Genomic DNA, 25671 nt, shown 5'->3' with positions numbered 1-25671 from the left:
GAAAGGAGGATGCCGTGGAGAAACGCCCGACCAGCCACGACGTCGCCCACCTCGCCGGGGTCTCGCAGTCCACCGTCTCTTTCGTCTTCACCGGGCGGCCGGGGATCTCCGAGGCGACGCGCGAGCGGGTGCTTCGCGCAGCATCCGAGCTGAACTACCGACCCAACCTGGCCGCCCGGTCCATGCGCACCCAGCGCACCGGCCGCCTCGCCGTCGTCGTGCCGATCGCCACGATGAATCCGCTCACTCTGCTCTCCGGCGCGATCTCCGCCGCGCGCGAGGCAGGCTACGTCGTGGAGGTGGTGAGCCTGCCCGAGGAGGCGACCGCGCGCGACGATCGCCTCGCCGATCTCATCGGGTCGGGGCAGTACGAGGGCGTGCTCGCGTTCACGCCGCTGCCCGCCACCGACTCCCCCGCCGACGGCCCCGTCGTGCTCTCGGTCGGCGAGTTCGACGACGCGATGCACATGACCGGCGCATTCACCGATTCGCGACCCATCACCGAGATGATCGAACGCCTCGCGGCACAGGGACATCGGAGATTCGTGCATCTGGCCGGCCCCGACGACTTCCCGTCGGCACGAGCCCGTCGCGCGGCCTACCTCGAAGCGATCGAGCGTCTCGGACTCGAGTCGCTCGGTGTGTTCGGAGAGGAATGGAGCGGCAGCGCCGGCGAGGCCGCCGTCGACAGGCTGCCCGCAGACGCACCGCCGCTCGCCGTGATCGCCGCCAACGACGTGATCGCGACCGGAGCCATCCGAGCGGCGACACGACGCGGATGGACGCTGCCCGACGACGTCGCCGTCACGGGGTGGGACGATCACCCCCAGAGCGCGTTCCTCGTGCCGTCGCTGACGAGCGTGTCGCAGGACCGCGAGAGACTGGGCGCCTACTCGATGCACCGTCTGATCGCAGCCGTCCGCGGCGGCGATGAGCCGATGAAGCCCGACGGTCTGCTGACCGTCATCTGGCGCGAGTCGACCGATTCTCCCCACTGACCGCCGAGACCTGGAGGCGCACATGAAGATCCTGATCCCGAACACCATCGAGCTGCCGGTGACCGCAGACGTCGAGACCGTCGTCTACGACATCGACGCCGAGATTCCCGCCGAGCACCGTGACGCCGAAGCGCTCGTCGTCTGGCACAACTCCTCGTCGTGGCTCCGGGAAGCCGCCGCCCGCGCACTGCCCCGCCTGCGTCTCGTCCAGGCCCTCGCCTCCGGCGCGGATGCGGTTCTCCACGCCGGGTTCGGCGCCGACGTGCGCATCTGCTCCGGTCGCTCGCTGCATGACGGACCCGTCGCCGAGCATGCGCTGACCCTGATCCTGAGCGCCGTTCGACGTCTCGACCGGCTGCGCGACGCTCAGCGCGAGCACGTCTGGGACGAGGCGTTCAACGAGGAGCAGAGCGCCGCGCCCACTCGCGCGCTCTACACGCTGTCCGGCGCCCGCGTGACCATCTGGGGATTCGGTTCGATCGCCTCGACGCTCGCGCCGTTCCTCACCGCACTCGGCGCGGAGGTGCAGGGCATCGCCCGCACCGCCGGAGAGCGATCCGGGTATCGGGTGCACTCGGATGCCGATGCAGCCGCCGTGCTGGCTGACACCGACGTGCTCGTCTCGATCCTGCCCGCCACCGACGAGACCGCCGACCTGTTCGACGCCGAGCTCTTCCTCGCGCTCAAGCCGGGCGCGGTGTTCGTGAACGTCGGTCGTGGTGTGACCGTCGACGAGGCTGCGCTGATCGCGGCGCTGGAGTCGGGACAGCTGCGCGCCGCGGCGATCGATGTCGCGAAGTCCGAGCCGCTTCCGGCATCCGACGTGCTGTGGGACGCACCGAACCTGCTCATCACCCCTCACATCGCCGGCAACCGTCCGGTCGGAGCGGCACGCCTGGTCGACCAGAACGTGACCCGCCTCCTCGCGGGCGATGATCTCCTCAACCAGGTGCACCCCTAGGGTCTGGACACCGCGGGGCGAGCGGCGCATGCTGAGGGCATGACCGCCTTTCAGACCACACACGCGTTCAGCGGGTTCAGCGTCGACGACATCGACGCCGCCCGCTCCTTCTACGGCGACACCCTCGGCATGGACGTCACCACCAATGCCATGGGGTTCCTCGACATCAGCCTGCCCGACGGCGGATCGATCCTCGTCTACGGCAAGCCGAACCATGAGCCCGCGAGCTTCACGATCCTGAACTTCCCGGTGGACGACGTCGAAGCAGCCGTCGACGAGCTCAACGAGCGGGGCGTCGTGACCAAGATCTACGACGACTCGGAGTTCGCCACCGATGAGAAGGGCATCCTGCGAGGCGGTCCCGATCGAGGGCCCGACATCGCCTGGTTCACGGACCCCGCCGGCAACGTCCTCGCCGTGCTCGCCGCCGGCTGAGCGCCGCTCTCAGGCGAGGAGCGAGTCGAAGAGCTCGTTCACGGCCGGGTCGACTCGCTGCAGCTCGGGATGCGCGTCGTGCCAGTCGATGATCTCGCGCGCCGCGGTGTGCAGTGGCACGAGCGGGGCGAAGTCCGGCACGAGGCGGCGGACCTTGGTGTTGTCGAAGACGACGGAGTGCGCCATGTCACCCGTGAGCTGCCCGGCGCGGTCGGGTGCGGCATCCTCGATCGCCGCACTCGTGGCGTACCGGATCTTCGGCTCTGCTCCCGCCGCGCGACCGAGGATCGCGTAGATCTCGTTCCAGGTGTAGACGAAGTCGCTCGTGATCTGGAAGGTGTCGCCGTAGGCGAGCGGGTTGCCGAGCAGCCCCGCGAAGCCGACCGCGAAGTCGCTCGAGTGCGTGAGCGTCCACAGCGACGTGCCGTCGCCGTGGACGATGATCTCCTCGCCCCGGCGGATGCGGTCGATCGCCGTCCACCCTCCGAACGCCGGGATCGTCCACTTGTCGTAGGTGTGCGAAGGCCGCAGCACCGTGACCGGGAATCCGCGATCCCGGTACGCCGCGGTCAGCAGGTCCTCGCAGGCGATCTTGTCGCGCGAGTACTGCCAGTACGGATTGCGCAGCGGTGTGGACTCGGTGATCGGAAGACGAGAGACCGGCTTCTGGTAGGCGGATGCCGAACTGATGAAGACGTACTGTCCCGTCCGGCCCTCGAAGCGCTCGATGTCCCGCTGCACCTGATCCGGCGTGAAGGCGATCATGTCGGCGACGACATCGAACTCACGACCGGCGAGGGCGGCGTCGACCGCTGCTGCATCCGACACATCCGCCGTCAGCACCTCGACGCCGTCAGCGGGCTCGCGCTGCGACTGTCCGCGATTCAGCAGAGTGACCTCCATCCCCCGGGACGCCGCGAGCGCACTCGCCGCCGAGGAGATGATTCCGGTTCCACCGATGAACAACACCGTCGTCGCAGTCATGCATCCGACTCTAGCGACGGGTCAGGCGGGGAGGCCGCCTAGGCGAAGTGCTCGAAGAGCGCGCGGACGGCCCCTTCGACGGCATCCGGATCTTCCGCACGGATCGCGTGGGCGACGGCTTCGGCCGCAGCGACCAGCCCGGGCGTCTCGTCGTCTCCGGACGCAGTCTCGGAGAACTGCAGCGCGCATTGAGCGAGGATCGTGGCCTCGACCAGGTGCATCGCCTGTCGCGGATGCCGCACGAGGTCGTCGACGGCGGTGAGGAACGCGATGGCCGCGGCGTCGCGGTCGGGTGCGGCCTGCGCGCGACCGATCTCCTCGGCATACGCCGCGAGATCGGAGCGGACACCTTCCGCAGTCGTGGGCAGTGCCATGCGGAGCGCCGTCCCCGCGAGCACGCCGGCGTAGCTGATCGCGGCACGCGACTCGGGTGCGGTGAGGTCCGCGACCTTGGTGTAGCGCGCGGGAGTGACCTCGACCAGTCCGATGTCACGCAGCCGGATGATCGCTTCGCGGATCGGGTTGAGCGACATGTCGAGCTCTCGGGCGAAGCGCATCGTGTTGAGCGTGTCGCCCGACCGGCAGTCCCCCCGCAGGATCGCCCCGAGGATGTGCTGGAAGGCAAGTTCGGGCAGTGGCACGGCACCGCGATGGGTCCAGTGGTGCGTCCGTGGATCCGCGTAGGCGATGGTCATTGGTGCTCCCCAGGTCCGTTGTGTACGCCCCCTGTGACAGGGGCCCCCACTAGACAGACTCGCTGCCGCCCGGAATATTACGCAGCGCCAGGGAAAAAGTCAGACGACGCTGGCGCCGGGCGCCGCAGCGAACTCCTCGAGAGCGGTGACGACGTCGTCGGAGAGCTCGACCTGGCTGGCCGCCACCGCGTCGTCGATCTGGCCCGTGCGCGATGCTCCGATGATCGCGGTGGTCACCACGGAGTCCCGCAGCACCCACGCGACGGCGAGCTGGGGAATCGAGAGGCCCGCGTCCTTCGCGACGCGGTCGATGCCGCGGATGCGCTCGAGGTAGCTGTCGGTGAGCGCGGACCCGTTCAGGAAATGGCTGTTCGCGGCACGCGAGTCGGCCGGGACGTCACCGTCGATGTACTTGCCGGTGAGCAGGCCCTGCGCGAGCGGCGAGAACACGGCGCTGCCGATCTCCAGCTCGCGCAGCGCCGGGAACAGCTCGGCCTCGGGAGTGCGGTCGAACAGCGAGTACCGCGGCTGGTGCAGCAGCAGCCTCACGCCCTGATCCGCGAGCAGCTGATACGCGCGACGCGCCAGCTCGGCCGGGTAGTTCGAGATGCCCACGTACAGCGCCTTGCCGCTGCGCACGATGTCGGCGAGCGCCGCGACCGTCTCCTCCAGCGGGGTCTCGGGGTCGGGGCGGTGCGAGTAGAACACGTCGACGTAGTCGGTGTTCATGCGCTGCAGACTCTGCTCGAGCGAGCGCATGAGGTACTTGCGCGATCCGCCGTCGCCGAACGGCCCCGGCCACATGTCGTAGCCGGCCTTGGTCGTGACGAACAGCTCGTCTCGGTAGCGGGCGAGCCCGCTGTCGAGAACGGCGCCGAACGTCGACTCGGCGGACCCGTACGGCGGGCCGTAGTTGTTCGCGAGGTCGATGTGCACGACACCGCGGTCGAACGCGTGCAGCACGATCTCGCGCTGACTGTCGAAGGTGCGGTCACGACCGAAGTTCTGCCAGAGTCCGAGCGACACCTTCGGCAGCTTCACCCCGCTGGAGCCTGCGCGTTGGAACGGCACGTCGGTGTAGCGGGTGGCCGCAGCCTCGTAGGCATGCGTCAGGCGGGGGTCATCGGCGGCGAGGGGCATGAGGGACGCTCCTGGATCCGAGGCGGGAAGAGCTTCAGGATAGCGCTTTCTCGCACAGCGGAACCAGGACTCCGATGCATGCTGCGCCGGCATACGGGTGTCCGCGCTCGCAGGCCCGACCGACCGCTGTCAACCACACCGACGAAGTCCGACGGTCGGGGTAGCGTGACGGAGAGACGGCGATCATCGCATTCACCCCCGCTCCCCGCGGGAAACGAGAAGAGGTCCATGATGGGCGGCACCCCACCGTCGAAGCTGTCCGGCACGTCGAACGCCATCGTCGTGACCGGAGCACGGGTGCACAATCTTCGCGACGTGAGCGTCGCGATACCCCGCGACGCCCTCGTGGCCTTCACCGGCGTCTCCGGCTCGGGCAAGAGCTCCCTCGCATTCGGCACGCTGTACGCCGAGGCGCAGCGTCGGTACTTCGAGTCGGTGGCGCCCTACGCGAGGCGCCTGATGAGCCAGGTCGACATCCCCGACGTCGACGCCATCGGCGGGCTGCCTCCGGCGGTGGCCCTCCCCCAGCAGCGCACCGCGGGAAGCGCTCGATCGACCGTCGGCAGCGCCACGTCGATCGGCAACGTCATCCGCATGCTGTTCTCGCGAGTGGGCACATACCCCAGTGGGGCGGAGCCGCTGTTCGCCGAGGACTTCTCCGCGAACACCGTGCAGGGCGCGTGCCCGCGCTGCCACGGGATCGGGCAGGTGTACGACGTGCCGCTGCACCTCATGGTCCCCGACGAGTCGCTGTCGATCCGCGACCGTGCGCTCGACGCCTGGCCGCGCGCCTGGCACGGCAAGCAGCTCATCGACAGCCTGATATCGCTCGGCTACGACATCGACATCCCGTGGCGCGATCTGCCTGAGAAGCAGCGTCAGTGGGTGCTCTACACCGAGGAGTCGCCTCAGGTTCCGGTGTTCACCGACCGCGGCCCGGCGCAGGTGCGCAAGGCCGTCGCGGCCGGCATCGAGCCCTCGTACATGAGCACGTTCGTCGGCGTGAGGCAGTACGTGCTCAACACCTTCGCCAACTCGAAGAGCGCGAAGATGCGCGAGAAGGCGGCGAGCTTCATGGTCAGCGTCCGCTGCCCGATGTGCGACGGACGCCGCCTGAAGCCCGAGGCGCTCGCCGTGACGTTCGCCGGTCTCGACATCACCGAGATGGCCGCGATGCCACTCGCGGACCTCGAGGCACTCCTCGAGACGGCACTCGACTCCTCCGGCAACGGAACGGATGCCCCCGGTGCCGGTGGCGAAGCGCTCCCACCCGAGAAGAACCTCGCGGCGCACCGGCTGGTCGACGAGCTGCGCGATCGGATCTCCCCCATCATCGAGCTCGGTCTGGGCTACCTCTCGCTGGATCGCTCGACCCCGACGCTCTCGTCGGGTGAGCTGCAGCGTATGCGGCTCGCGACCCAGGTGCTGTCACAGCTGTTCGGGGTCATGTTCGTGCTCGACGAGCCGTCTGCCGGCCTCCACCCCGCCGACGGCGAAGCGCTCGTGCGCATCCTCCGCTCGTTGCGAGACTCCGGAAACACGGTCTTCTTCGTCGAGCACTCCCTCGACGTGATCCGGCATGCGGACTGGATCGTCGACATCGGCCCCGGAGCGGGATCCACCGGCGGTGAGATCGTCTATTCCGGCCCGATCGATGGGCTGCGGGACGCGGAGCGCTCCCAGACGAGACGATATCTGTTCGCCGACGACCTGCGGGCCGAGCAGCCGACGGCACAGCGGCGGGCCCCTCGCGAGCCCGACGCCGAACTCGTGCTCGTCGACGTCTCGCGGAACAATCTCCGCAGCGTCTCGGTGTCGATCCCCCTCGGCTGCCTCACCGCCGTCACGGGCGTCTCCGGTTCGGGCAAGTCGTCTCTCGTCACCCAGGCCCTGCCCGACCTGCTGCAGAGCAGCCTCTCCAGCGAGGTGGACGGCTCGTCGACCGACACGTCGACGAGGGAAGAGCAGGGCAGCGCAGCAGCTGATCCGCTGTTCTCCGCACCGATCGCCCACACGACGGGTCGCGCCTCCGGCCCCGCCGACCGCGTGCGACGCGTGGTGCAGGTCAGTCAGAAGCCGATCGGCCGCACCTCTCGATCGAACGTGGCGACGTACACCGGGCTCTTCGACCGCGTCCGCGCGCTGTTCGCCGCGACACCGGAAGCGCGTCGGAGGCGCTACGCCGCGAGCCGGTTCTCGTTCAACCTGGCGAGCGGGAGATGCCCCACCTGCAAGGGCGAGGGCACGGTCGAGGTGGAGCTGCTCTTCCTCCCCACCGTCCACGCCCCCTGCGGCACCTGCGGCGGCACGCGCTACAACCCGGAGACCCTCGAGATCGAGCTCCACGGGCACACCATCGCCGACGTCCTCGCCCTGAGCGTGAACGACGCGCGTGTCCTCTTCGAGGACGATGCCGACGTCGCGCGACATCTCGATGCCCTCCTCGACGTGGGGCTCGGGTATCTGCCGCTGGGCCAGTCGGCGACCGAGCTCTCCGGCGGCGAGGCGCAGCGCGTGAAGCTGGCGTCCGAACTGCGGCGCGCCCAGCACGGCGACACCCTCTACCTGCTCGATGAGCCCACCTCAGGACTGCATCCGTCGGACACCGATCGGCTGCTCGTCCATCTTCAGCATCTCGTCGACGCCGGCAACACGGTCGTGATGGTCGAGCACGACATGCGCGTGGTCGCACAGGCCGACTGGGTGATCGACATGGGACCGGGAGCCGGAGAGCTCGGCGGCACTGTCGTGGCGCAGGGAACTCCGCGTTCCGTCGCCTCCGCGAGCGGAAGCACCACGGCGTCGTACCTCGCGGATGCCATCGCGGCTCAGGAACTCGGAGTCAGCGCCTGAGAACAGAAAATCCCTGCCGAGGCAGGGATTCTTTCTGCGGAGACGAGGGGATTTGAACCCCTGGTCCCCGTGAGGGGACTCCACCTTAGCAGGGTGGTGCACTCGGCCGGACTATGCGACGTCTCCAGGCATCCGAACCGTGAAGAGCGGATGCACCTTGCAATCATAACGGGTTCCCGTGGCTGGAACGAATCGGGGCTCAGGGTCCTCGGCCGGGCCGCCTGCAGGACGAAAGCACATCTGCAGGACGAGACCCGACGGATGCTCCCGCATCCGTGCTCCGGTCATGCACACGGCACGGGTGACGGCGCGTGACCCGAGACGATCCCTCAGCCGGCGCTCGATTCGCGCACCACGAGTTCGGGCTGGAACCGCACGCGACGGTCGTGCTCGACGCCGTCGAGCTCCTTCAGCAGCAGATCCACCCCGGTCCAGCCGAGCAGCCTGGCGGGCTGGCGCACGGAGCTCAGCGGCACGACGGTCGCCGAGGCGAAGTCGATGTCGTCATAGCCGACCATGGCGATGTCCTGTGGCACACGGATGCCGGAGCCGAAGCTGAACGCCTGCAGCAGCCCGACGGCGAGCAGGTCGTTCGCGGCGAAGACGGCATCCGGGCGCGATTCAGGCCCACGCGCCGCGATGGCCTCGCCCGCAGCCCTGCCCTGGAGCACCGTGAGCGCGGACTGCTCGAAGATCTCGAGAGTGACATCGGGGTGAGCGGCGACGGCCGCCTGCACGCCGCGCAGACGATCGGCGACCTGCTGCACCGACTGCGGTCCTCCGACGAATGCCAGCCGGCGACGTCCCGAAGCCAGCAGGTGATCGGCAGCCAGGCGTCCGCCTTCGACGTCATCGACCGAGACCGACGGCAGCAGCCCCTCCTCCACCTCGCGGTCGACGAGGATCACCGGCATGCCGCCCGCGGCGAATCGATGCACGGCCGAGAGGTCGTCGGTGGCGGGTGTGAGCAGCACGCCGTTGACCCGCTGCTCCTGGAAGAGCTCGAGGTGCGCGACCTGGCGCTCATCTCGCTCGTCGCTGTTGCCGAGCAGCACCGTCATGCCGGCATCCGCTGCCCGGTCCTCCGCGCCGCGCACGACCTCGGCGAAGAACGGGTTGCCGATGTCGGGCACCACGAGTCCGATGCTGCGGCTGCGACCCGCGCGCAGCTGCCTGGCGGCGTCGTTGCGCACGAAGCCGAGTTCCTGGATCACCCGCTGCACGCGCTCGACCGTCTTGGCGGACACGCGCTCGGGCTGATTGAGCACGTTCGAGACGGTGCCGACCGAGACGCCGGCCGCAGCCGCCACGTCCTTCACCCCTACCGCCATGGCCTGCCTCCGTCCGTCCGCGCGTGCGCCACGACTACCTTCTCATTCCGCGGGGTGAACTCCGCGCCGGCGACGCCCCGGAACCGCGACGACGGCGAGCGCCGCGCAGCCGATGCCCGCGATGAACAGGGGCGCGAGCGCCCAGGTCACGACGCCGGTGAAGACGGCCGCGGCCGCGATGTACGCGGCTCCGGCGGCATCCGCTGTGATCATCCCCGGCACCGCGCGCACCGCGGCGGTCCACCCGGTCGACGGCGACCAGGCGCCGGCGGCGAGCAGCACGGCGACCGCGAGAGCGAGCAGCCCCGCCCAGCCGATGACCGCGATGATATCGCCACCGGGCAGTGCGCCCGAGCCTGCGAGCACGACGTCGACCGTGAGCACGGCGGCGATCAGCGCCGCCGGCACCCCGACGCGGAGCGAGGGCAGGATGCCGGTGCGCACGTCGTCCCAGAACAGGGCCGTGCGCGAGTCCTCCGCGGCGACGAAGCGACGCAGGTGACGGATGCCGGCAGCCAGGGCGATCGGCAGCGTGACGACGCCGAGGGCGATGATCGTCATCAGCAGCCCGACCGTGAGCACCTCGCCGAACAGACCGAACTTGGCGGTCGCTCCGGGGTTGACCCCGGGCTCGACACCGGCGACCGTCGGGCCGGCGCCCGACCGCGCCTCGCGCTTCGCCGCCCGGTGCGCCCGACGCTCTGCGTTGATGACCGACATGACTAGCCCTTCAGTCCCTGCGTGGCGACTCCGTCGACGAGGAAGCGCTGGAAGACCACGAAGAACAGCAGCACCGGCACGAGCGCCACGAACGACGCCGTGACCGTCGCGCCGTAGTCGGACGACGAGGTCTGGTCGTTGTAGAGGCGCAGCGCGATCGGCAGCGGGTAGTTCTCGGGGCTCGTCAGGTAGAGCAGCGGGCCGAGGAAGTCGTTCCACGCCCAGATGAACGAGAAGATCGCGCAGGTGATCAGGGCGGGCTTGATGAGCGGCAGGATGATCGACCAGAAGATCCGCAGGTGGCCTGCTCCGTCGATGCGCGCCGCTTCATCCATGTCGCGAGGCATCTGGCGGATGAACTGCACGAGAAGGAAGACGAAGAACGCCTCGGTGGCGAGGAACTTCGGCAGGATCAGCGGGATGAAGGTGTCGACCCATCCGAGCTGGTTGAAGATGATGTACTGCGGGATGATCACGACGTGGAACGGCAGCAGCAGCGTGCCGATCATCGCGGCGAACAGCACGCCGAGTCCCTTGAACTGCACTCGTGCGAAGGCGTAGGCGGCGAGCGCCGACGAGAGCACCGTGCCGACGACGGCCGAGACCGCGAGGATCAGCGAGTTCAGGAAGAAGCGCCACATCGGCACTCCGGCGATGCCCTCCATGACCTTCCCGTAGTTGTCGAGCGTCGGCGCCTGCGGCAGCAGACCGGGGTTCTGACCGAACTCGGAGTTCGGCTTGAACGTCGACAGGAACAGCCACAGCAGCGGGTAGAGCACCACCGCGGTGAGCACGAGGAGACCGATGAACCAGATGACGGTCTGCCAGGTCTTGCGCTTGATGCGGCGACGCGGGGCGGACGGACCGACGGGCGTCGTCTGCTGCGCGGCGAAGACCGGAGTGGATGCGGCGCCGGACGTGGTCGCCTGATTGGAGGTGCTCATTTGTCGTCTCCCGAGTAGTGCACCCACGACCTCTGAGTGCGGAAGAGGATGAAGGCGATGATCGCGACGACGACGAGCAGGACCCACGCGATCGCGGCCGCGTAGCCCATCTGTCCGTCGGAGAACCCTCGCTTGTACAGGTACACGGTGATGAAGTTCGTCATGCCGGCGGGGCCGCCGGTGCCGTTCGAGATGATGTACGCCGAGGCGAACACCTGGAACGCGCCGATGAGACCGAGCAGCAGGTTGAAGAACATCACCGGGGAGAGCATCGGGATCGTCACCGCGCGGAACCGACGGTAGGCGTTCGCGCCGTCCATCTCTGCGGCCTCGTACAGCTCCTTGGGGATCTGCTTGAGACCCGCGAGGAAGATCACCATCGTGGCTCCGAACTGCCAGACGGCGAGCAGGATCATCATCGGGAGCACGAGGCTCGGGTTGCCGATCCATCCGCCGAGATCCACGCCGAAGATCTGCAGACCGCTGTCGACCGGACCGTCGGAGGAGAACATGGCCCGCCACACGATGGCGACCGAGACCGAGCCGCCGATGAGGGACGGCGCGTAGAAGGCGGAGCGGAAGAAGCCGGCGCCCTTGTCGCGGTAGTTCAGGAGCATCGCAACGCCGAGGGCGGCCGCGAGGGTGATCGGAGTGCCGATGAAGACGTAGACGAGGGTGATCTGCGCCGACTGGATGAAGTTCGGGTCGCTCGTGAAGAGTCGGATGTAGTTGTCCAGCCCGATCCACTTGGGCGGCTGGAAGATGTTGTACTTCGTGAAGGAGAGGTACAGGGAGTAGATCATCGGCACGGCGGTGAGACCGAAGAAGCCGATGAGCCACGGGGTGAGGAACGCATAGCCGGTCGCCGTCTCACGCCGCAGACGTGCGCGCTGGCCCGGCCGCGCGAGTTCGTTCTCGGGGCGGCGGCCGCTGCGCAGCGCCCGCCCTCGCCCGGACTTCTTGCCCGTGACGATCGTCCTGGTCGCCGTCGTGCTCATGACAGCTCCTTCCGAAGTGGATGGGATGCGGTGGGCCGGGCGGATGCCACCCGGCCCACCGACGGGATCACTGGTTGAGGACGACGTCCATCTCGGAGAAGAACTGCGTCACGGCCTCGTCGACCGTCGTGGTGCCGAAGTTCAGCTCGGTGCCCAGCACCCGGAACTTCTCCTCGAGGGTGCCGTAGCCGACGATCGGCACGGGCGGAGCGTCGCCGAGGCGGTCGGCGATCGACTCCTCGTAGTCCTTGACGAGCTGGCTCATGGGATCGAGCTCTGCGGCCTCGAGAGCGGTCTCGGATGCGGGGAGGCCACGGTTGGTGCCGAAGATCTCGCCGGACTCGGGCGAGTTGACCAGGAAGTTGACGAGCGTCGCCGCCGCCTCCGGGTGCTCGGTCTTGGCCGAGATCGTGTGCAGCATCGAGGGCTTCAGGTACAGATCCTTCGCGCCCTCCTTCGTGACCGGCGGGGCGACGAGGCCGAGCTCGGTGTAGCTCTCGCCGAGGTTGGCCAGGTAGCCCGCACCGAAGTTGTCCCACGTCAGCTCGCTGGCGTTCTTCGCGGCGTCGAACGCGGTGAGGGGGTTGAGCTCCTCGACGACCTGCTGCGGAACGACGACTCCGTCGCGGATGTCGTCTCCGGCCTCCCAGAACTCCTTCAGACGGTCTTCGTCGAAGCCGGGCGTGCCGTCTTCGTCGAACAGGTTCTTGCCCTCGCTGCGCAGCTGCAGCTCGAAGTTCTGGATGCGCCCCGTCCAGTCGGACCCGCCCCAGAACTCACCCGCGCCGGCATCGGTGATCTCGCCCATCCACTCGTCGTAGTCCTCCCAGTCGCCCCCGGGGAACTCCTCGACGCCTGCGGTCTCGAGCAGCTGGGGGTTGGTGAAGACGCCCCACGCGTTGGTCGAGGTGGTGATGCCGTAGGTCGTGTCATCGACGACGCCGATGCCGAGGATGTTCTCGGAGAGCGGCTCGGTGTCGATGACCGAGCCGAGGTAGGGCTCGAGGTCGAGCAGCAGGCCGTTCTCCGAGTACTGACGCAGGTACGAGTAGTCGAACTGCATGACGTCGGGGAGTCCGCCGCCGGCGGCCTCGGTCTGGCGCTTCTCCCAGAACTCCGGGAACCCGAGGAACGTCGCGTTCACCGTGATGTTCGGGTACTCCTCGTTGAACGCCTCGATCGCCTGGTTGTAGAGATCGGCGCGGACGTCGTTGCCCCAGAACGCCAGGTCGAGGGTGACCTTCTCGTCGGGGTCGTACGTGGGCTCGCCCTCGGGGCTGCCTCCGCCGGCGCAGCCGGCGAGTACCAGCGCTGCGCTGGTGGCGACGGCCGCTGCGGCCGCCAGACGCTTCTTGCTGAACATCGTTGTCCTCTCTGATGAACGTCCTCGTTCGGCAGGGCCGCGGAACGCCTGTGTCCATGTGGTGCGGGATGCGATCTCCATCGTGCGGGGAAAACGCTTACCTGCACGCTAATCCAGATTGAAACGTTTCGCAACCGGCAATTCGCGGCGGGGATTACATCGATTACCGCGGGGTCTTCGATCCTCTCACGATCAGCTTCCCGCCCTCGACCTCGAGCCCCACGCGATGCACGGCGGATCGCCTCTGCTCGCCCGTCGCAGCGTGGGCCGGAGCCCGCTCCGCGGCGGCGGCGAAGAAGTAGAACCACAGGTCGTCGCCGATGCGCACCTGCGCGCCGTGACTGCCGACCCCTCCGGTCGGCAGATCAGCGAGGATCACGGCATCCGCATCACCCTGACGCGTCCAGCGCGTGCCGTCGTCGGAGCGATAGACGCCCATCCCCCGCCACTCGTCCACGATCAGCCACCAGAGACCGCCGAGCTCGAACACGGTCGGCCCCTCGTGCGGCCGTCCTCCGATCGCGACGCCGTCGAGGGACCAGTCCACGAGGTCGGGCGATGACGCGACCATGGTCACCGAGTCCGCCGCCTCATCCTTGTACCAGAGGCGCCACAGTCCGTCGGGCGTGCGCGCGACGGCCGCATCGATCACACGATCGCTGCTCAGCACGAGCGGGCCGCATCTCGACCAGTGCCGCAGGTCGTCGGAGACGTACTCGACGATGGCGCGAGCGAACCCCGGCCAGCGGTCGGGGATTCCGTCGATCTCGGTGAGATGCATCCGCCAGCGCGCACCGTCCCAGAAGACCTCCGGGGCCCAGTGGGTGCGGTCGACCTCGGCGGGCGGCGGGCCGGGCTCGAGGACGAGATCGGATGCCGCGGGCTCGAGCGTTCCGTCGTAGCGCCAGTCCAGACCGTCGGTCGATGTCGCGACCCCGATCCGGCTGCCGTGCACCCACGACACCCCCGGTCCCGCATCGGCGAGGCTCGCCCGACGCTGGGTGTAGAACATCCACCACAGCCCGTCGGCGTCGACCACGACCCGCGGGTCGGTGGCGCCGTCGTAGACGGGGTCGCGGTAGAGCTCTCTCATCTGCGGAGATCGGTGACCGGACTCGCGAAGCCGGCCCGGTGCGTGGGGTGCGAGCCCAGCAGCTCGGGGGTGATCACCGTGCCGTCTGCAGCGGCCGAGGCGTAGATGGCCGCCACGATCTCGAGCGAGCGTGCGGGTGCATCAGCGGTAGGAGGCAGGGCTGCTCCCTCCAGCAGAGCGTCGAACACGTCGCGCAGCAGCGGCTCGTGGTCGCTGCGCTCCTCGGCATCCGGGAGCGCCCATCCCTCGGCCTCCGACTCGAAGCCGGGCGCCGGGGTGATCCGCCAGTTCTCATGACCGTGGCCGTAGACGTGGTCGACCGTGACCGTGGCCTTCTGGGTGTCGATGCGGATAGAGCTCGTCTCTCGCGGCGACACGGCACTGGTGACGAGCTGCGCGACCACTCCCCGGTCGAAGACGATGGTCGCGGTCGAGACGTCCTCGGTCTCGGTCTCGCGGTCGAGCCGCCAGAGCCTGCCCTGCACCGACGACCAGTCGCCCAGCAGGTGCGCGAGCAGGTCGATCTGGTGGATGCCGTGGCCCAGGGTCGTTCCGCCGCCCTCCGTCTCCCACTTGCCGCGCCACGGCACCGCGAAGTAGTCGGCGTCACGGAACCAGAGCGTCTGACACACGGCGACGAGCGGGCGGCCGAGGGCTCCGCTCTGCAGCAGCCCGCGCACGTGCGCCGCGGCCGTGCCGGTGCGCTGCTGGAAGACGACCGCCAGCTGCCTGCCCGCGGCCTCGGCCGCGGCGCGCATCTCGTCGAGCTCATCGAGCGAGGGTGCCGGCGGCTTCTCGACGATCACATGCGCGCCGGCTGCGAAGGCTGCGAGCGACTGCGAACGGTGCGGCCCGGGCGGCGTGCAGATGAGCACGACGTCGGGGTGCTCGGCGGCGAGCATCTCGTCGAGGTCGCCGTAGGCGGCATCGATGCCGTATCGGCCGGCGAACTCCTGCGCCTTCTCCCGGCTGAGGTCGGCGACGGCGACGAGCTCGGCGCGCGGGTACGCGGCGACCGCGCGGGCGTGCGCGTTCGCCACCGCCCCGGTGCCGACCAGGGCCGCGCGAAGGGTCTTCTCGGTTGTCATCGTTCCTCCTCAGGACGCTGAGCCGGGGTCATCTGATGCCGTTCTGCACCAGGTGCAGGCGGGCGTATCGCCCGTCGGCGGCGAGCAGCTCATCGTGCGAGCCTTGTTCGACGATACGTCCGTGCTCGAGCACGACGATGCGATCGGCCTGCCGGATCGTCGACAGCCGGTGCGCGACCACGAGCGTCGTGCGACCGCGCATGAGCCGTTCGAGGGCCTCTTTGACGAGTCCCTCGGACTCGGGGTCGAGCGCGCTCGTCGCCTCGTCGAGCAGCAGGATCCGCGGATCGCGCACGAGCGCGCGGGCGATCGCCAGACGCTGGCGCTGACCACCCGAGAGGCGCGCTCCGCGCTCGCCGACCACCGTGTCCCACCCCTGCGACTGCTCGCTCACGAACTCCCATGCGTTGGCGTCTCGCAGCGCCTGTTCGACGCGATCGGGCGTGACGTCGGGCATGCCGTAGGCGATGTTGTCGAAGACCGATCCCTCGAACAGCACCGACTCCTGCGGCACGACCGAGATCGACCGGCGCACTGTGCGCAGGTCGAGCTCCTGCATGTCGGCGCCGTCGAGCACGATGCGGCCGCTCGTCGGACGGACGAATCCGAGCACGAGGTTCAGGAGGGTCGACTTGCCCGAGCCCGACGATCCCACGAAGGCGACCGTCTCGCCGGGGGCGATCCGCAGATCGATCTCGAACAGGGCGTCGTCGTCGGCATCCGCGTAGCGATGCGTCGCAGAGTCGAGCACGATCTCGCCGGCGACCGCCGAGACGACGCGCTTGCCGGAGTTCTGCTCGACGTCGGGCTCCTGCAGCACCTCGGCGATCGAGCGCACCGACTCGAGCCCGCGGGCGCCGACGGGAATGAGCATGAGCAGCTGGGTGAGCCCGCCGGTCAGCAGCGTGAAGTAGCTCGAGAGCATCACGACCTCGCCCGGCGTGATCGGGAGGAAGCCGGTGAGCGCGCACACGGCGGCGAGCATGAGGCAGGCGACGCCGAGCAGCTGCATCGCGACCCAGGAGATCGAGGCCACCCGGCCGTTCAGCAGGTCGAGGTCGAGTCCGGCGCGGCGCACGCCATCCGCCCCGCCCGCGACGCGGTTGATCGCCGTCTCCTCGAGCCCGTGAGCGCGGGTGACCGGGATCAGCGACGCCATCTCGCCGACGCGGGCCGACAGCGTCTCGATCTCGCGCCGGAAGACCTCGTTGCGACGCTGCGATCGATTGCGCATGCCGTAGCGGATGCCGATCGCGATCGGCACGGCGAGGGCGTACACGGGAAGGAACTGCGGCACGGTGACCGCCGTCATGCTGAGTGCGCCGAGCATCACCATGGTCGACGACAGGAGCGGATGCGTGACCTGCTGCAGCATGAGCTCGACGTTCTCGACGTCGCGCACCACCTTCGTCTGCACGATCGAGGAGCTCATCCTCGTGTGGTACCCGATCGAGAGGCTCTGCAGTCGCGCGGTGAGGGCGTTGCGGAGATCGGCACCGAGGTCTCGCACCACGGTCATGAAGTTGCGGGTGTAGATGATGTGGTTCGGGTAGTTCTGCAGCAGCAGCACGGCGGCCAGCGCGAACCACCACAGCACCTCGGTGACATCGCCGTCGCTCGCCACGACGTCGATGATCGCGGCGGTGATCACCGGCAGGAACCAGAGCGGGATCTCCTTGATCGCGAAGGCCGTGATCGCGAAGGTCAGTCGCCAGGGACGGCGGGCGACGAGGCGCAGCACGGAGCGGGTCGGGTGATCACCGTCGATGAGCGCGGCCGGATGGGAAAGCGCTTTCTGTGCCATGGTCCTATCGTAGAGTCACCGCACCCGTCTGGGAAGCGGGACCATCCGAATCAGCAGGAGCAGCCATGACCTTCGACGCAGCATTCGACTGGGCACGTGGTCACGTGCAGGCGGAGCGCCTGCCGACAGCCGTGCTCGGCATGGCCACCGCCGACGGGATCGTCGACCTCGAGGGCTTCGGGGCCGCGACGGATGCCGTCTATCCGCTGTTCTCGATCACGAAGGTGCTCACCGGCATCACGGCGGCGCGCGCCATCGAGAGGGGTCTGCTCACCCCGAACACTCCGCTCGCCGACGCCCTGCCGCAGTTCGGCATCTCTCGTGACGACATCGTGCGGCTGTGGCACCTGGCATCCCACACCTCGGGGATCTCCGAGCCGGCTCTCGACACCGCGCTTCCGCTGCGCGACGAGCTGCTCAGCCAGGGGCGGGACTTCGCCGCCGGCACCGCGTCGCGGTATTCCACCATGGCCTTCGAGGGGATCGCGGCGCTGATCGAGCACGCGACCGGTTCGACCTGGGATGCCGGCACATTCGACTGGGCGCATCGCATCGGCGCGATCGGCCTGACCCTCGACCCGAGCGAGTCCCTCGGGGTTCCGGATGCCGCGGCCGGCGGACTCGACCTCGACCGGTTCCACGCCACGCGTGCTCCCGGCGCAGGACTCCTGGGCAGAGCCGAGGATCTCCTGCACCTCGGCGCCGAGCTGCTGCGCATCGGCCAGGGCGCGAAAGACGGCATCCTGTCTCCGGCGGGACTGGCCATGATGCTCCGCCCGCTGACCGGCGCGATCCCCCGCCTCGACCCGTACCCCTCTGAGCGCGGTCAGGACTGGGGCTTCACGTTCAACCTGCGCTCACGAGCGCCGGGGCTGGTGGACCGTGACGTCTTCGGCCACGGCGGGTGGGCGGGCACGGAGTTCTGGGTGCACCCGACGGCGGGCGTCTGCTGGGTGCTGCTCACGAACGCGGCCGTGCGCCCGGGCGTGGACGCCGATCAGCTCGACAACGCGGTCATCACCGCGGTGTGACCGCCGACGCTCGCTTGACACGTCGCCCGCCCGTGTCTAGGGTTGAGACATTGAATGAAACGATTCAAAACCCGCTCGATGAAGAGAGAACCAACATGACCCGCGTCGCGTTCCAGTTGCAGGTGCGTCCTGAACTGCTCGACGAATACCTCGCCCGTCACTCGCCGGTCTGGCCCGAGATGCTGGGCGAGATCGCGGCAGCCGGCCGCCGCAACTACTCGCTGTTCCTCGCCGAGGGCGGCACGCTCGTCGGCTACTACGAGACCGACGACGATGCCGCCGCCCAGGCGTATCTCGCCGCCTCCCCCGTCGCCGCGCGCTGGGAGTCCGAGATGAGCCGATTCTTCATCGGTCTCGACGGACGCCCCGACCAGGCCGCCACCGCACTCGCCGAGGTGTTCCACCTCGAAGACCAGCTCGCCGACGCCGGCGACTCCCCCGCATCAGACATCGACAACCGCACCGACACCGAAGGCAGCGCCTCATGAGCATCCTCTCGTCCGACAACCTCGCCGCCCTCGAACAGCAGGGCATCGAACTCCCCAGCTGGGCGTTCGGCAACTCCGGCACGCGCTTCAAGGTGTTCGGCACGCCCGGCACGCCCCGCGACCCGTGGGAGAAGATCGCGGATGCCGCGCAGGTGAACAAGTACACGGCGCTCGCGCCCTCGGTCGCCCTGCACATCCCGTGGGACCTGGTCGACTCGTTCTCCGACCTGCGCAAGCACGCCGAGGACCTCGGCGTGACACTGGGCACCATCAACTCCAACACGTTCCAGGACGACGACTACAAGTTCGGCGCGCTGACCCACGAAGACCCGTCGATCCGCCAGAAGGCGATCGACCACCACCTCGCCTGCATCGACGTGATGGATGCCACGGGCAGCCGCGACCTGAAGATCTGGCTCGCCGAGGGCTCGAACTACCCGGGGCAGGCCGACCTGCGCGGCCGTCAGGACCGCCTGCAGGAGTCGCTGCAGCAGATCTATGCACGCCTCGGCGACGACCAGCGCCTCGTGCTCGAGTACAAGTTCTTCGAGCCGGCGTTCTACCACACCGATGTTCCCGACTGGGGCACGTCCTACGCCCAGGTCTCGTCCCTCGGCGACAAGGCCATGGTGTGCCTCGACACGGGCCACCACGCACCCGGCACCAACATCGAGTTCATCGTCATGCAGCTGCTGCGCCTCGGCAAGCTCGGGTCGTTCGACTTCAACTCGCGCTTCTACGCCGACGACGATCTCATCGTGGGCGCGGCCGATCCCTTCCAACTGTTCCGCATCCTGTTCGAGGTCGTGCGCGGCGGCGGCCTGAACAACCCCGATGTGGCGTTCATGCTCGACCAGTGCCACAACGTCGAGGACAAGATCCCCGGTCAGATCCGCTCGGTGCTCAACGTGCAGGAGATGACGGCGCGTGCGCTGATCGTCGACCGCGACGCCCTGACCGCGGCGCAGAAGTCCGGCGACGTGCTCGCCGCCAACGCCGTCTTCATGGACGCGTTCTACACCGACGTGCGCCCCGCGCTCGCCGAATGGCGAGAGTCGCGCGGCCTCGCAGCCGACCCGATGGCGGCCTACGCCGAGTCGGGCTACCAGCAGAAGATCGCCGCCGACCGCGTCGGTGGCGTGCAGGCCGGCTGGGGCGCCTGAGCCCGCACCCCGACCCGTCGGGATGCGGGAGCCGATCCCCGCATCCCGACGCCCCCGACAGAACGGATGACACCGTGAACGAGCAGGTGCTCGACGGACCGCACGGACCGCTGCGCGTGCGGGTGTACACCCCGACCTCTCCCGTCGGACCCGGACTCGTCTGGGTGCACGGCGGAGGGTTCGCCGCCGGTGAGATCGACATGCCGGAGGCCGACTGGGTCGCGCAGAGCTTCGCCGAGCGCGGCATCGCCCTGGTGTCGGTCGACTACGCGCTGGCTCCCTTCCCTCGCACCTGGGCTGCGGCAGCCGGGGCACCCGAGCGAGAGGGCGTGCACTACCCGGTCGCCTCCGAGGAGGTCGAGGCCGCATTCCGCTGGGCGGTCGACTCCGGCCTCGCCGAGGGGCCGTGGTCGATCGGCGGAGCGAGCGCCGGCGGCAACCTCGCGACCGGCGCGGCTCTGCGTCTCAGTCACGGCCCCGGGCCCTTCCCTGCGCTCGCGGTGCTCGCCTATCCGACGCTCCACGCCGTGCAGGCAGCCCCGGATGCTGCGCTGCGCGCCGCTCTCGACGCGGACCCCGATGCCGACGTGTTCGGCCCCGACCCGGTGCGCGGCATGTACGAGAACTACCTCGGCGGACCGGTCGACGGTGGCGACGTCTACGCCGTGCCCGGCACCGCGTCCCCCGCCCAGCTCTCGCATTTCCCCGCCACGATCATGATCAACGGCGAGGTCGACGAGCTCCGTGTCTCCGGCGAGGCGTTCGGCGCCCTGCTGCGCGACGCGGGCGTCGAAATCGACATCTCGACCGAGGCGGGCACCCGCCACGGCCACCTCAATCAGCCCGAACTCGCGGCAGCGACAGCATCGATCGACCGCTTCGCCGCCCGCATCCTCGCCACGTCTCCACAGAACAGGGAACAGCCATGACCAACCCCACCGCCGCCGCCCTCATCGAGCGGTCGAACCGCCTGGGCGCCGACCCGAAGAACACCAACTACGCCGGTGGCAACACGTCGGCGAAGGGCACGGAGACCGACCCCGTCACGGGTCAGCCCGTCGAGCTGATGTGGGTCAAGGGTTCGGGTGGAGACCTCGGCACGCTCACAGAGCAGGGTCTCGCCGTGCTGCGCCTCGACCGCATGCGCGCACTCGTCGACGTCTACCCGGGCCTCGACCGTGAGGACGAGATGGTCGCCGCGTTCGACTACTGCCTGCACGGCAAGGGCGGTGCAGCTCCGTCGATCGACACCGCGATGCACGGGCTCGTCGACGCCGCGCACGTCGACCACCTGCACCCCGACTCGGGCATCGCGATCGCCACCGCGGCCGACGGCGAAGAGCTGACGGCGAAGATCTTCGGCGACAAGGTCGTGTGGGTTCCGTGGCGTCGCCCCGGATTCCAGCTCGGACTCGACATCGCCGCCATCAAGGCGAAGAACCCGCAGGCCATCGGCACGATCCTCGGCGGCCACGGCATCACAGCCTGGGGCGACACGTCGGAGGAGGCCGAAGCCAACTCCCTCTGGATCATCGACACCGCGGCCGCCTACATCGAGGCCAACGGCAAGGCCGATCCGTTCGGCGGCGTCCGTGCCGGCTTCGAGGCACTCCCCGAGGCCGAGCGGCGTGAGCGCGCAGCGACCCTCGCCGGCACCATTCGCGGGATCGCGTCGACCGACAAGCCGATGGTCGGCCACTTCACCGACTCCGACGTCGTCCTCGACTTCCTCGCCTCCGAGCGCGCCCCTGAACTCGCGGCTCTCGGCACGAGCTGCCCCGACCACTTCCTGCGCACCAAGGTCAAGCCGCTGATCCTCGACCTGCCGGTCACGGCATCCGCCGATGAGCAGATCGCCCGTCTGCACGAACTGCACACCGAGTACCGCGCCGACTACCAGGCCTACTACGACGCGCACGCGACCGCCGAGTCGCCCGCGATCCGCGGCGCCGACCCGCTCATCGTGCTCGTGCCCGGCATCGGAATGTTCTCCTACGGCGCCAACAAGCAGACCGCCCGCGTCGCCGGTGAGTTCTACGTCAACGCGATCAACGTCATGCGCGGCGCCGAGGCACTGTCGACCTACTCGCCCATCTCTGACGCCGAGAAGTTCGACATCGAGTACTGGGCGCTCGAAGAGGCCAAGCTGCAGCGCATGCCGAAGCCGAAGTCGCACCAGGGACGCATCGCCTTCGTCACCGGAGCCGCCAGCGGCATCGGCAAGGCCATCGCCACCCGCCTCGCCGCAGAGGGCGCCTGCGTCGTCATCGCCGACCTCGACCTCGAGAAGGCACAGGCGGCCGCCGCCGAGCTGGGCAGCACCGACGTCGCGATCGGCGTCGCGGCGAACGTCGCCGATGCGGATGCCATCCAGGCGGCGCTGAACGACGCCGTGCTCGCGTTCGGCGGCGTCGACCTCGTCGTCAACAACGCCGGTCTCTCGCTGTCGAAGCCGCTGCTCGAGACCACCGAGAAGGACTGGGACCTGCAGCACGACGTCATGGCGAAGGGCTCGTTCCTCGTGTCGAAGGCCGCGGCCCGCGTGCTGATCGACCAGAAGCTCGGCGGCGACATCATCTACATCTCGTCGAAGAACTCCGTCTTCGCCGGCCCCAACAACATCGCCTACTCGGCGACCAAGGCCGACCAGGCCCACCAGGTGCGGCTGCTGGCCGTCGAGCTCGGCGAGTTCGGCATCCGCGTCAACGGCATCAACCCCGACGGTGTCGTGCGCGGCTCGGGCATCTTCGCCTCCGGCTGGGGCGCGAACCGTGCCGCGACCTACGGTGTCGCCGAAGAAGACCTCGGCCAGTTCTACGCCAACCGCACGATCCTCAAGCGCGAGGTCGTTCCCGAGAACGTGGCGGATGCCGTCTACGTGCTGACGGGTCCCGAGCTGAGCCGCACGACGGGTCTCCACATCCCGGTCGACTCCGGCGTCGCCGCGGCGTTCCTGCGATGACGGTGCGGTCCGTCGCCGCCGTCGACCTCGGGGCGACCAGCGGTCGCGTCATGATCGGCCGGATCGGCGACGGCCGGCTCGACCTCGAACTCGTCTCGCGGTTCCCGAACGGGCCCGTCGAGCGCGAAGACGGTCTGCACTGGGACTTCGGCGCTCTCTACGAGCACGTCGTCGCAGGGCTCGCCGAGGCGGTACGGCGCGAACCGGCGATCGAGAGCGTCGGCATCGACTCGTGGGCCGTCGACTACGGCCTGCTGCGAGACGGCGAACTCCTCGCCGAGCCGTTCCACTACCGCGACGCGCGCACGGCGCGCGGGGTCGAGGAGGTGCACACGGTCGCGCCCTTCGCCGAGCTCTACGGCCGCAACGGACTGCAGTTCCTGCCGTTCAACACGCTGTACCAGTACCGCGTCGATGCCCGCCTCGCCGACGCCGACACCGCGTTGCTCATTCCCGACCTCATCGCGTTCCTGTTCACCGGAACAGCGGTGGCCGAGCGGACGAACGCCTCGACCACCGGGCTCCTCGGCGTCGAGTCGGGCGAGTGGGACGCCGAGCTCGCCGAGCGCATCGGCATCCCGACGCACATCCTGCCGACGCTCGTCGATCCGGGCGAGACGATCGGCACACTCCGCGCGGACCTGGTCGAGCGCATCGGCAAGAAGCTGCCGGTGATCGCGGTCGGGTCGCACGACACAGCATCCGCCGTCGTCGCCGCTCCCCTGTCGACCCCGCACTCCGCCTACATCTCGTGCGGCACCTGGGGGCTGGTCGGCGTCGAGCTGACCGAGCCGGTGCTGACGGATGCCGCGCGCGAGGCGAACTTCACGCACGAGCTCGGCGTGGACCGTCGCTACCGCTTCCTGCACAACGTGACGGGGCTCTGGCTGCTGAGCGAGACCGTGCGCGCGTGGGAGGCGGAGGACGGCTCGCGGATCGACCTGCCCGAGCTGCTGGCCGCGGCATCCGCCGTGACAGACGACGTGCCCCTCTTCGACGCGAACGACGCGTCGCTCAGCGCACCGGGAGACATGCCCGCGCGCATCACGACACTGCTCGGGGCCGAGGCTCCGACGACGCGACCCGCCTTCGCCCGGTCGATCGTCGAGTCGATCGCGACCGCCTTCGCGGATGCCGTGCAGACGGCAGCCGATCTGTCAGGGCGCGCACTCGACAGCATCCACCTCGTGGGAGGCGGCTCGCTGAACCGTCTGCTGTGCCAGGCCACCGCGGATCGCACCGGCCGTCCCGTGCTCGCCGGCCCCGTCGAGGCGACAGCCCTCGGCAACGTGCTCGTGCAGGCACGGGCTCTCGGCGCCGCCCCGGCATCCCTCGAGGAGCTGCGCGCCCTCGTCGCCGCGACGCACGAACCGGAGCGCTTCGACCCGCGCTGACTCCCTCACGCCCGTCGCAGCCCCTCATCCGACCGCCCGTATCCCCGATGGATGCCGGTGCGAATCCCTGTGCGGGTGCGGATGCCCGCCCTCTCAGGCGCCGGAGACGGCACACCGCGGCGCACACGGAAAGGGGCGCCGAGGCCGAAGCCCCGACGCCCCTCCCGAACTCGACTCAGAAGTCGAACTCGCCGATGTTGTCTGCGTTGAACTCGAACGGGTCGCCGAGAAGAACGACGCCGTCGGCGCCGACCGTGTACTCGCCGAGGTCTCCGGCCTCGAAGGTGTCGCCCTCTTCGCCGGTGATCTCGCCCTCGATCAGCGCCTTGGAGGCGAACGCGGCCAGGTAGCCGAGGTCGGCCGGGTTCCACAGCGCAAACGCGGTGACGGTGCCGTCTTCGACGTACTCGCGCATCTGGTTCGGGGTGCCGAGACCGGTGATGGCGACCTTGCCCTTGTAGTCCGAGGTGGACACGTACCGCGCCGCAGCCGCGATGCCGACCGTGGTGGGCGAGATGATGCCCTTCAGGTTCGGGTGGCTCTGCAGCAGCGCAGCGGTCTTGTCGAACGACGTCTGGTCGTCGTCGTCACCGTAGACGGTCTCGACGATCGTGATGTCGGGGTACTCGCTGGCGACGTACTCCTTCATCAGGTCGATCCAGGCGTTCTGGTTGGTCGCGTTGGCGGATGCCGACAGGATCGCGACCTCGCCGGCTCCGCCGATCTGGTCGGCGATCAGGTCGACCTGCACCTTGGCGATGCCCTCGGAGTCGGCCTGGTTGATGAACAGGTCGCGGCACTCGGGGTTCGTGTCGGAGTCGAAGGTGACGACCTTGACGCCGGCGTCACGGGCCTCGTTCAGCGCGTCGCAGATCGCCTTCGGGTCGTTCGCCGAGACGACGAGCGCGCCCACGGCCTGCTGCGTCGCGGTGTTGATGTAGCTGACCTGGGCGTCGGGGGTGGCCTCGGCCGGGCCGACCTCGGCGAACGTGCCGCCGAACTCGTCGACGGCGGTCTTGCCGCCCTCGCTCGAGGTGTCGAAGTACGGGTTGCCGAGGTTCTTGGGCAGGAACGTGATCGCGAGGTTGTCGGATCCGCCTTCACCCTCTGAACCCGAGCCTCCGGATCCGCCGCTGGTGTCGGCGCAGCCGCTCAGCACGAGCGCTGCGGCCACGGCGACCGCCGCGAACCCCGCGATCTTCTTACGTGCAAACGTCATTGTTCTT

At 69.0% G+C, this 25671-nt stretch carries 22 protein-coding genes and 1 tRNA gene; 10 read left to right on the top strand and 13 right to left on the bottom strand.

The features are described from left to right. The first annotated feature begins 14 nt into the window (after positions 1-14). The 3 genes from BEP68_RS10515 to BEP68_RS10505 are packed head-to-tail and all read left to right on the top strand — an operon-like array spanning position 15 to position 2394. A complete protein-coding gene (locus tag BEP68_RS10515) occupies positions 15-998 on the top strand; it encodes a LacI family DNA-binding transcriptional regulator (protein WP_053098772.1) in 984 nt (327 codons plus the stop codon). A gap of 22 nt (positions 999-1020) precedes the next feature. Next, the gene (locus BEP68_RS10510; RefSeq protein WP_187249941.1) at positions 1021-1959 is read left to right on the top strand and encodes an NAD(P)-dependent oxidoreductase; all 939 of its coding nucleotides are present in this window, start codon (positions 1021-1023) and stop codon (positions 1957-1959) included. A 39-nt stretch (positions 1960-1998) separates the two neighbouring features. Then, positions 1999-2394 carry a VOC family protein gene (locus BEP68_RS10505; RefSeq protein ID WP_053098770.1) on the top strand — a complete coding sequence of 132 codons (396 nt, stop codon included), beginning with the start codon at positions 1999-2001 and terminating at the stop codon, positions 2392-2394. Between the two features lie 9 nt (positions 2395-2403). On the opposite strand, the gene BEP68_RS10500 is transcribed toward BEP68_RS10505, so the two are convergent. From BEP68_RS10500 to BEP68_RS10490, 3 genes are all read right to left on the bottom strand, one after another. Then, complete coding sequence (locus BEP68_RS10500; RefSeq protein WP_187249940.1) at positions 2404-3378, bottom strand: NAD-dependent epimerase/dehydratase family protein; 975 nt, start codon at positions 3376-3378, stop codon at positions 2404-2406. A 38-nt stretch (positions 3379-3416) separates the two neighbouring features. Continuing rightward, positions 3417-4073: a GntR family transcriptional regulator gene (locus BEP68_RS10495; RefSeq protein ID WP_187249939.1), complete on the bottom strand. Its 657-nt coding sequence runs from the start codon at positions 4071-4073 to the stop codon at positions 3417-3419. Positions 4074-4172: 99 nt separating this feature from the next. After that, positions 4173-5213, bottom strand: coding sequence for an aldo/keto reductase (locus tag BEP68_RS10490; RefSeq protein WP_187249938.1), 1041 nt, complete (start codon positions 5211-5213; stop codon positions 4173-4175). A 228-nt stretch (positions 5214-5441) separates the two neighbouring features. On the opposite strand from BEP68_RS10490, the gene BEP68_RS10485 reads away from it, so the two are divergent. Further along, positions 5442-8066 (top strand): excinuclease ABC subunit UvrA, encoded by a 2625-nt coding sequence (locus BEP68_RS10485; protein ID WP_187249937.1) that lies wholly within the window; start codon positions 5442-5444, stop codon positions 8064-8066. Between the two features lie 37 nt (positions 8067-8103). Here the strand turns inward: BEP68_RS10485 and BEP68_RS10480 are convergent. The 9 genes from BEP68_RS10480 to BEP68_RS10440 all read right to left on the bottom strand — a co-directional run bounded on the left by BEP68_RS10480 (position 8104) and on the right by BEP68_RS10440 (position 17407). After that, positions 8104-8192: transfer RNA gene (locus BEP68_RS10480), tRNA-Ser, on the bottom strand. 203 nt (positions 8193-8395) lie between these two features. Next, on the bottom strand, positions 8396-9397 hold the full coding sequence (locus tag BEP68_RS10475) for a LacI family DNA-binding transcriptional regulator (protein WP_056276845.1): 1002 nt from the start codon (positions 9395-9397) through the stop codon (positions 8396-8398). Positions 9398-9439: 42 nt separating this feature from the next. Next, entirely contained in the window at positions 9440-10117 is a 678-nt protein-coding gene (locus BEP68_RS10470) for a hypothetical protein (RefSeq protein ID WP_187249936.1), read from the bottom strand. 2 nt (positions 10118-10119) lie between these two features. Next, positions 10120-11061, bottom strand: a complete 942-nt coding sequence (locus BEP68_RS10465; protein ID WP_187249935.1) for a carbohydrate ABC transporter permease — start codon at positions 11059-11061, stop codon at positions 10120-10122. Beyond that, positions 11058-12059, bottom strand: coding sequence for a carbohydrate ABC transporter permease (locus BEP68_RS10460; RefSeq protein WP_053098763.1), 1002 nt, complete (start codon positions 12057-12059; stop codon positions 11058-11060). Before BEP68_RS10460 ends, BEP68_RS10465 begins: the two co-directional genes overlap by 4 nt. 67 nt (positions 12060-12126) lie before the next feature. Next, on the bottom strand, positions 12127-13422 hold the full coding sequence (locus BEP68_RS10455) for an ABC transporter substrate-binding protein (protein ID WP_053098762.1): 1296 nt from the start codon (positions 13420-13422) through the stop codon (positions 12127-12129). A gap of 163 nt (positions 13423-13585) precedes the next feature. Then, complete coding sequence (locus tag BEP68_RS10450) at positions 13586-14515, bottom strand: hypothetical protein (RefSeq protein WP_187249934.1); 930 nt, start codon at positions 14513-14515, stop codon at positions 13586-13588. Further along, positions 14512-15603, bottom strand: a complete 1092-nt coding sequence (locus BEP68_RS10445) for a Gfo/Idh/MocA family protein (protein WP_187249933.1) — start codon at positions 15601-15603, stop codon at positions 14512-14514. Before BEP68_RS10445 ends, BEP68_RS10450 begins: the two co-directional genes overlap by 4 nt. Positions 15604-15631: 28 nt before the next feature. Then, complete coding sequence (locus BEP68_RS10440; RefSeq protein WP_187249932.1) at positions 15632-17407, bottom strand: ABC transporter ATP-binding protein; 1776 nt, start codon at positions 17405-17407, stop codon at positions 15632-15634. A 65-nt stretch (positions 17408-17472) separates the two neighbouring features. On the opposite strand from BEP68_RS10440, the gene BEP68_RS10435 reads away from it, so the two are divergent. From BEP68_RS10435 to BEP68_RS10410, 6 genes are all read left to right on the top strand, one after another. Beyond that, the gene (locus tag BEP68_RS10435; RefSeq protein ID WP_187249931.1) at positions 17473-18438 is read left to right on the top strand and encodes a serine hydrolase domain-containing protein; all 966 of its coding nucleotides are present in this window, start codon (positions 17473-17475) and stop codon (positions 18436-18438) included. A gap of 95 nt (positions 18439-18533) precedes the next feature. Next, a complete protein-coding gene (locus tag BEP68_RS10430) occupies positions 18534-18926 on the top strand; it encodes an L-rhamnose mutarotase (protein WP_072590718.1) in 393 nt (130 codons plus the stop codon). Next, positions 18923-20089: an L-rhamnose isomerase gene (gene rhaI / locus BEP68_RS10425; RefSeq protein WP_053098756.1), complete on the top strand. Its 1167-nt coding sequence runs from the start codon at positions 18923-18925 to the stop codon at positions 20087-20089. Before BEP68_RS10430 ends, rhaI begins: the two co-directional genes overlap by 4 nt. Positions 20090-20163: 74 nt before the next feature. Then, a complete protein-coding gene (locus BEP68_RS10420) occupies positions 20164-21018 on the top strand; it encodes an alpha/beta hydrolase (RefSeq protein WP_315985302.1) in 855 nt (284 codons plus the stop codon). Beyond that, entirely contained in the window at positions 21015-23051 is a 2037-nt protein-coding gene (locus BEP68_RS10415) for a bifunctional aldolase/short-chain dehydrogenase (protein ID WP_187249929.1), read from the top strand. The genes BEP68_RS10420 and BEP68_RS10415 overlap by 4 nt, the downstream gene beginning before the upstream one ends. Then, positions 23048-24445: a rhamnulokinase gene (locus tag BEP68_RS10410; protein WP_187249928.1), complete on the top strand. Its 1398-nt coding sequence runs from the start codon at positions 23048-23050 to the stop codon at positions 24443-24445. Before BEP68_RS10415 ends, BEP68_RS10410 begins: the two co-directional genes overlap by 4 nt. Positions 24446-24620: 175 nt before the next feature. Here BEP68_RS10410 and rhaS read toward each other — a convergent pair whose 3' ends face one another. Beyond that, a complete protein-coding gene (rhaS, locus tag BEP68_RS10405) occupies positions 24621-25664 on the bottom strand; it encodes a rhamnose ABC transporter substrate-binding protein (RefSeq protein ID WP_056276817.1) in 1044 nt (347 codons plus the stop codon). Between the last annotated feature and the right edge of the window lie 7 nt (positions 25665-25671).

The sequence above is a fragment of the Microbacterium sp. 4-7 genome, assembly GCF_014332665.1.
GTDB lineage: Bacteria > Actinomycetota > Actinomycetes > Actinomycetales > Microbacteriaceae > Microbacterium.
Note: the sequence above shows the minus strand (reverse complement) of the source record. Positions and strands in the feature narration are given on the sequence as shown.